This is a genomic window from Streptomyces durbertensis (assembly GCF_014156695.1).
GTDB classification, from domain to species: Bacteria; Actinomycetota; Actinomycetes; order Streptomycetales; family Streptomycetaceae; genus Streptomyces; species Streptomyces durbertensis.
In genome coordinates this window covers 1-5,892 of sequence record NZ_WMLF01000343.1, presented here as the reverse complement: position 1 = coordinate 5,892, position 5,892 = coordinate 1, and the positions used below count along the sequence as shown (strand labels likewise).

At 72.0% G+C, this 5,892-nt stretch carries 5 protein-coding genes; 4 read left to right on the top strand and 1 reads right to left on the bottom strand.

The window, feature by feature from the left end; genetic code table 11:
* The 4 genes from GL263_RS19820 to GL263_RS19805 form a co-directional block, all read left to right on the top strand.
* A partial coding sequence (locus GL263_RS19820; RefSeq protein WP_182857080.1) for a phosphotransferase occupies positions 1-692 on the top strand: 692 nt, incomplete at its 5' end.
* 599 nt (positions 693-1,291) lie between these two features.
* Positions 1,292-2,578, top strand: a complete 1,287-nt coding sequence (gene pdhA, locus GL263_RS19815) for a pyruvate dehydrogenase (acetyl-transferring) E1 component subunit alpha (protein WP_323379489.1) — start codon at positions 1,292-1,294, stop codon at positions 2,576-2,578.
* Between the two features lies 1 nt (position 2,579).
* Positions 2,580-3,572: an alpha-ketoacid dehydrogenase subunit beta gene (locus GL263_RS19810; protein WP_182857079.1), complete on the top strand. Its 993-nt coding sequence runs from the start codon at positions 2,580-2,582 to the stop codon at positions 3,570-3,572.
* A gap of 68 nt (positions 3,573-3,640) precedes the next feature.
* Positions 3,641-5,125 carry a dihydrolipoamide acetyltransferase family protein gene (locus GL263_RS19805; protein WP_182857082.1) on the top strand — a complete coding sequence of 495 codons (1,485 nt, stop codon included), beginning with the start codon at positions 3,641-3,643 and terminating at the stop codon, positions 5,123-5,125.
* Positions 5,126-5,216: 91 nt separating this feature from the next.
* Here GL263_RS19805 and GL263_RS19800 read toward each other — a convergent pair whose 3' ends face one another.
* Complete coding sequence (locus GL263_RS19800; protein WP_323379488.1) at positions 5,217-5,768, bottom strand: bacterial proteasome activator family protein; 552 nt, start codon at positions 5,766-5,768, stop codon at positions 5,217-5,219.
* Positions 5,769-5,892 lie beyond the last annotated feature (124 nt).

The window sequence follows — 5,892 nt, the reverse complement described above, 5'->3', positions numbered from 1 at the left end:
ACCCGGACCCGCGCCCGGGGCCGGGGTGGCGGCCGGTGGCCGACGCCTGCCCCGGCGCCGCCCACCCGCGTGCGACGAGCCTCCGGGCGCCCGGCGCCCCGGGAGCGTGCGCCGGCGCCGACCCCCGGCACACGTTGGTGGTCATCGACGACCTGCTGGCCCGGATCAGGAAGCGCCGCCGGCTCGACGGCTTCGACCTGCTCGCCGCCCACCGGCTTCGGGAGCGCCGGGAGCTGCTGCGCCGGCACGCGCACCGCCGCCCGGCGCCCGGCAGCGCGCCGACCCGGGGCTGGGTGCACGGCGACTTCCACCCGCTCAACGTCCTGTACGCCGGCACCGCGCCGCACGAGCCGCTGGCGATCGTCGACTGGGACCGGCTGGACGTGCAGCCGCTGGCGGAGGAGGTCGTACGGGCCGGGGTGATCTTCTTCCTCCGCCAGGACGGCACGCTCGACCTCGGCAAGCTGGGGGCGTACGCCCGCGCCTACCGGGACGCGACGGGCGCGGGCCCCGCCGAGCTGGCCGCGGCCGTGCACCGGGTGTGGTGGGAGCGGCTCAACGACTTCTGGATGCTGCGCTGGCGGTACCAGCTCCGCGACCACCGCACCGACGCCCAGTTCCCGGCCGCCGCCGCGCTGGTGGTGTGGTGGACGGCCGAGTACCCGACGGTCCGCGACGCCTTCTGCGAGTGAGCCGGCGGGCTGCCGGTGAGCCGACGGGCTGCCGGGTGAGCGCCGGCCGCCTGACCCGGACGGCCGCGTCGGGCGGGCCGCCGGGGCCGGTTCACCCGACCGGCTCACCCGACCGGTCCGCAGGCCGCCCCTCTCACCCGATCGATACCCAACCGTGACGGGACCCCGCCACGGTCACCCACAGCAACCACAGGAGTTACCTGTCGTAACCTACGCGACCGTAATGCCCCTTCCACGCCCGGTGACCGCTTCGCCCGTCTCACATACTGACCCCCCGCTTGCTCTTCCCGTCACCTGGGGGTGCGGGTTAACGTGCGCTAGTCCTTCGGGCTTGCCAGGCTGTGACCAGTGACGTTCCCGGCTTGCCGCGACATCCTCGGAAATTACTTTGATTTCCAAGGAAATCGCAGGTCAAGAGGGTTTCGCCCTTGTGCGGAAATACTGGGTACGGTGCCTTTAGCGGGCCGTTTGTGAAGGGCCGACACCTGTCACGTCCGGCACGCTACGCGCCGCACCCACCCCGTGCGCCGTGGCCGAACCGGGCGAGCCGCACTGGCTCATCCGGAGACCCCGGGGGCCGGACCGACGGAGGAGCACTCGTGACCGTGGAAAGCACTGCCGCGCGCGACGAAGCGCGTCGCAGCAGCGGAAAGCGCACAACGGCCAAAGCGCCGGCGAAGTCCGCCAAGCCGGCCGCCGCCGCAAAGTCGGCCGCCGCGAAGCCGGCCGCCGCCAGGAAGACGGCGGCGAAGACGGCCGCCAGGAAGACCACCAGGACCTCCGCCAAGGCGACCGGGGGCGCCGACCAGCCGCAGCTCGTCCAGCTTCTGACGCCCGAGGGCGAACGCGTCGAGCACCCCGAGTACAGCATCGACCTCACCGCCGACGAGCTGCGCGGCCTCTACCGCGACATGGTGCTCACCCGCCGGTTCGACGCGGAGGCCACCTCCCTCCAGCGGCAGGGCGAGCTGGGCCTGTGGGCCTCGCTGCTCGGCCAGGAGGCGGCGCAGATCGGCTCCGGCCGGGCGCTGCGCGACGACGACTACGTCTTCCCGACCTACCGTGAGCACGGCGTGGCCTGGTGCCGCGGCGTGGACCCGTCGAACCTGCTCGGCATGTTCCGGGGCGTGAACAACGGCGGCTGGGACCCGAACACCAACAACTTCCACCTCTACACGATCGTCATCGGCTCGCAGGCGCTGCACGCCACCGGCTACGCGATGGGCGTGGCCAAGGACGGCGCCGACTCGGCCGTCATCGCCTACTTCGGCGACGGCGCGTCCAGCCAGGGCGACGTGGCGGAGGCGTTCACCTTCTCGGCCGTCTACAACGCGCCGGTGGTGTTCTTCTGCCAGAACAACCAGTGGGCGATCTCCGAGCCCACCGAGAAGCAGTCCCGCGTGCCGATCTACCAGCGCGCCCAGGGCTACGGCTTCCCGGGCGTCCGGGTCGACGGCAACGACGTGCTGGCCTGCCTCGCGGTGACCCGCGCGGCGCTGGCGCACGCCCGCTCCGGGCAGGGCCCGATGCTGGTCGAGGCGTTCACGTACCGCATGGGCGCCCACACCACCTCCGACGACCCCACCCGCTACCGCACCGACGACGAGCGCGTCGCGTGGGAGGCCAAGGACCCGATCCTGCGGCTGCGCACCTACCTGGAGAAGCAGGGCCTGGCGGACGAGGAGTTCTTCGCCGGCCTGGAGACGGAGAGCGAGGAGCTCGGCCTCAGCGTCCGGGAGAAGATCCGCACCATGCCCGACCCGGACGTGATGGCGATCTTCGAGAACGCCTACGCCGACGGCCACGCCCTCGTCGACGAGGAGCGCGCCCAGTTCGCCGACTACCTGGCGTCCTTCGCCGACTCCGCCCACCAGGAGGGCAACTGACATGACCGCTCAGACCAGCGCGCAGAAGCTGCCGCTCGCCAAGGCGATCAACGAGTCGCTGCGCCGGGCCCTGGAGAACGACCCCAAGGTCCTGATCATGGGTGAGGACGTCGGCAAGCTCGGCGGCGTCTTCCGCGTCACCGACGGCCTCCAGAAGGACTTCGGCGAGGACCGGGTCATCGACACCCCGCTCGCCGAGTCCGGCATCGTCGGCACCGCCATCGGCCTGGCCCTGCGCGGCTACCGGCCGGTCGTGGAGATCCAGTTCGACGGCTTTGTCTTCCCCGCCTACGACCAGATCGTCACGCAGCTCGCGAAGATGCACGCGCGGGCGCTCGGCAAGGTCAAGCTGCCCGTTGTCATCCGCATCCCCTACGGTGGCGGCATCGGCGCCGTGGAGCACCACAGCGAGTCGCCCGAGGCGCTGTTCGCGCACGTCGCGGGCCTGAAGTGCGTCTCGCCGTCCAACGCCTCGGACGCCTACTGGATGATGCAGCAGGCCATCGAGTCCGACGACCCGGTGATCTTCTTCGAGCCGAAGCGTCGCTACTGGGACAAGGGCGAGGTCGACACCTCCGCCATCCCCGGCCCGCTGCACACCGCCCGCGTCGCCCGCACCGGCACGGACCTCACCCTCGTCGCCTACGGCCCGATGGTGAAGACCTGCCTGGAGGCCGCCGCGGCCGCCGAGGAGGAGGGCAAGTCGCTGGAGGTCGTCGACCTGCGGTCGATGTCCCCGATCGACTTCGACACCGTGCAGAAGTCCGTGGAGAAGACCGGCCGGCTGGTCGTCGTGCACGAGGCGCCGGTGTTCTACGGCTCCGGCGCGGAGATCGCCGCCCGGATCACCGAGCGCTGCTTCTACCACCTGGAGGCCCCGGTGCTGCGCGTCGGCGGCTTCCACGCGCCCTACCCGCCGGCCAGGCTCGAAGAGGAGTACCTGCCCGGTCTGGACCGCGTGCTGGACTCCGTCGACCGCGCGCTGGCGTACTGAGAGGGCTGGAGAGAGTCGTGAGCGTGACAACTACGACCGGGAACGCGCAGCGGTTCCGCGAGTTCAAGATGCCCGACGTGGGCGAGGGCCTGACCGAGGCCGAGATCCTCAGCTGGATGGTCAAGCCCGGTGACACCGTCACCGACGGCCAGGTCGTGTGCGAGGTCGAGACCGCGAAGGCGGCCGTCGAGCTGCCGATCCCCTACAACGGCGTCGTCAGCGACCTGCACTTCCCCGAGGGCACGACCGTCGACGTCGGTACGGCGATCATCACCGTCGACACCGACCCGGGCGCGGGCCCCGCCGAGGCCGCCGCCCCGGCCGCCCCGGCGGCGGAAGCCCCGGTGGCGGAGGCCCCGGCCCCCGCGGAGCCGGCAGCCGCCGAAACCGACGAGGAGGAGGGCGGCAAGCGGCAGCCCGTCCTCGTCGGGTACGGCGTCTCCACCGCCTCCACCAAGCGGCGCCCGCGCAAGGCGCAGCCCACCGAGCCGGCGGCCCGGCAGGCGCACCAGGCGGTGCAGGCGGAGCTGAACGGCGCCACCGCCGCGCCCTCCCCGGTCGCTGTCCCCACCGAGCCGGCGAGCGGCGCCGGCGTGCCCGGTCCCGTCCCCAGCGGGCAGACCGGTGGCCGGCCGCTGGCCAAGCCGCCGGTCCGCAAGCTCGCCAAGGACCTCGGCGTCGACCTGGCCACCGTCACCCCCTCCGGGCCGGACGGGATCATCACCAGGGACGACGTGCACCGGGCCGCGGCGCCGGCACCGGCCGCCGAGCCCGCCCCCGCGGCGTCGCAGGTCGTCACGGCGGCCACCGCCGGTGAGGCGCCGTCCGTCGAGCCGCAGTCGATGGCCGCGATCCGCGAGCGCCGGGTGCCGGTCAAGGGCGTCCGCAAGGCCACCGCCGCCGCGATGGTCAGCAGCGCCTTCACCGCGCCGCACGTCACCGAGTTCGTCACGGTCGACGTGACCCGCACGATGAAGCTCGTCAAGACGCTCAAGGAAGACCCGGAGATGGCCGGGCTGCGGATCAACCCGCTGCTGCTCGTGGCCAGGGCGCTGCTGGTCGCGATCCGCCGCAACCCGGACGTCAACGCGTCCTGGGACGAGGCCAACCAGGAGATCGTCTACAAGGACTACGTCAACCTGGGCATCGCCGCCGCCACCCCGCGCGGTCTCATCGTGCCGAACATCAAGGACGCGCACGCAAAGACCCTTCCGGAGCTGTCCACCGCGCTCAGCGACCTGGTCAGCACCGCGCGCGAGGGCAAGACGTCGCCCGCCGACATGCAGGGCGGCACGGTCACCATCACCAACGTCGGCGTCTTCGGCGTCGACACCGGCACGCCGATCCTCAACCGCGGTGAGTCCGCGATCCTCGCCTTCGGCGCGATCAAGGACATGCCGTGGGTGCACAAGGGCAAGGTCAAGCCGCGCAAGGTCACCACCCTCGCGCTCAGCTTCGACCACCGCCTGGTCGACGGTGAACTCGGCTCCAAGGTGCTCGCGGACACCGCCGCCGTCCTCGAACACCCCAAGCGGCTCATCACCTGGACCTGAGCCGGCCCCGCCCCTCCGGGCGGCGCCGCACACGGGACGGGCCCGGTACGTCGACCGACGTACCGGGCCCGTCCCGTCATCTCATGTCATGTCACAGATAGGGACCGGAGCGGGCGCCGCCCTCGGGGCCCTCCTGGCCCTCGTGCGACGTGCCGGGCGGCAGCGCCCTGCGCATCTGCTCCAACTGCGCCCGCGCCGCCATCTGCTGCGCGAACAGCGTCGTCTGGATACCGTGGAACAGGCCCTCCAGCCAGCCCACCAACTGCGCCTGCGCGATCCGCAGTTCCGACTCGCTCGGCACGACGTCGTCGGTGAACGGCAGCGAGATCCGCTCGAGTTCCTGGATCAGCTCGGGCGCGAGCCCGTCCTCCAGCTCCTTGACCGAGCTGGAGTGGATCTCCTTGAGCCGCGCACGGCTCGCCTCGTCCAGCGGCGCGGCCTTCACCTCGTCGAGCAACTGCTTGATCATGCTGCCGATACGCATGACCTTCGCGGGCTGCTCGACCATGTCCGTCACCGGCACCTCGCGAGGCTCGTCGTCGTCGCCACCAGGCGCGGCGGCGTTGCCGAGAGCCATTCCGTCGGGGCCGATCACCAGGACCTGCTGGCTCTCCTGCGACCGTTCATGCATCGGCTGTGTCATACCCCCATTCTGCACACACGACTCACCGCCCGCGGCTGCGCATCCGAAGCGCCAGCGCCGTCATGCCCAGGCCGAGCGAGGCCAGCCCCGCGCCCAGCGGCAGCACCGGCAGCATCTCCCCGCC